This window comes from Natrinema soli, assembly GCF_028618695.1.
The window spans coordinates 1-1,653 of sequence record NZ_JAQIVI010000465.1 but is presented as its reverse complement, the minus strand read 5'-3'; the positions used below and the strand labels follow the sequence as shown (position 1 = coordinate 1,653).

At 65.3% G+C, this 1,653-nt stretch carries 1 protein-coding gene; it reads left to right on the top strand.

The features are described from left to right. Positions 1-440: 440 nt before the first annotated feature. The coding region (locus tag PGX04_RS24160) for a sulfatase (protein ID WP_273740837.1) at positions 441-1,653 on the top strand (1,213 nt) is incomplete at its 3' end.

The following is a 1,653-nucleotide window of genomic DNA, read 5'->3' as shown; positions in this document are numbered from 1 at the left end:
CGCGGCGGCTCCGCCGATCGGGGTATCCAGGTCCTCGAGGTCCGTACTGTCCTCGAGGTCGTCGATCTCGTCGAACTCACCCGTCGAATCGTCCGTCGCCGCATCGTTCTCGTGGTTTGTGGTCATCGGAAAGCCTCCGAGCGACAGTGCTGGTGGGCCTCGACCGTCGAATCGACTCGCTGACAGGCCGCCGGCCGCAGCCTCGCGAGCCACCGGGCCACCAGTGATCCGCTCACGGAGACTACGGTGTCCGATCGGATGAATATTCGACCGGCAGATGAATACCCGCTCCGGGAGCAGCGGTCGACACAGCGGGCAGCGCGGATATCGAACGCGGCCGAAATCGGCGGTTTTCACCCGAAAAGCGGTCGATATCTGCGATTATGGCCCTGCATACTCCGGCCACGTGACCTTCCCTGCTTGCCGTTGAGTAGTCATCCATGTCGGGCTCTAACGGACGTGATGCCGAGTCACATAGCACTGTGCGGAACGTCGTCCTCGTCGTTCTCGATACGGCCCGGGCGAAAAGCGTCGGAATGCGGCCGCTTCCGATCGATCACTCCGAGGCCGATATCGAAGACCGGGTGGCCGGCAACGAGGCGGCCACGACCGAAGCCGATTCCGCCGGCGCACACCCGACGCCGACGCTAACGCGGCTGGCCGGCGAGGGATTCGCGTTCGAGAACGCGTTCGCGACCGCGCCCTGGACGCTCCCCTCTCACGCGTCGTTTTTCACCGGAACGTACCCCTCCGAACACGGCACGCACGGCGGCCACACGTATCTCGACGACGAGCTTCGAACCCTCCCCGAGGCCTTCGCCGACGCGGGATTTCAGACGATCGGCGTCTCGAACAACACCTGGATCACCGAGGAGTTCGGCTTCGACCGCGGATTCGAAGACCTTCGAAAGGGCTGGCAGTACATCCAGTCCGACGCCGACATGGGCGCGGTCGTCCGTGGCGAGGATATCCGGGAGAAACTGACCGCGACCCGCGACCGACTCTTCGACGGCAACCCGGTCGTCAACGCCGCCAACATCCTCTACAGCGAACTCCTGCAGCCCGCCGGCGACGACGGCTCCGACCGAGCGACCGACTGGATCGCCGACTGGCTCGAGCGTCGCGACGACGACCGGCCGTTCTTCCTGTTCTGTAACTTCATCGAACCCCACGTCCAGTACGATCCGCCCAGAGAGTACGCCGAACGATTCCTCCCCCGCGGTGCCAGCTACGAGGAAGCGATCGCGATCAGGCAGGATCCCCGCGCTTACGACTGCGGGGACTACGACATCTCCGACCACGAATTCGCCCTCCTCCGCGGCCTGTATCGGGCGGAACTCGCTTACGTCGACCAGCAGGTCGGGCAGCTTCGAACCGCACTCGAGGAGAGCGGCGAGTGGGAGGACACCCTCTTCGTCGTCTGTGGCGACCACGGCGAGCACATCGGCGAACACGGCTTCTTCGGCCACCAGTACAACCTCTACGACACCCTGCTCAACGTCCCGCTCGTGTTCCACGGCGGCCCCTTCACCGGCGGCCACCGCGCCGGCGGCGGGCGACGCCACGAGCTCGTCCAACTGCTCGATCTTCCGGCGACGCTGCTCGAGACGGCCGGAATCGACGACCCCGAACTCCGCGAGCAGTGGTCGAGTC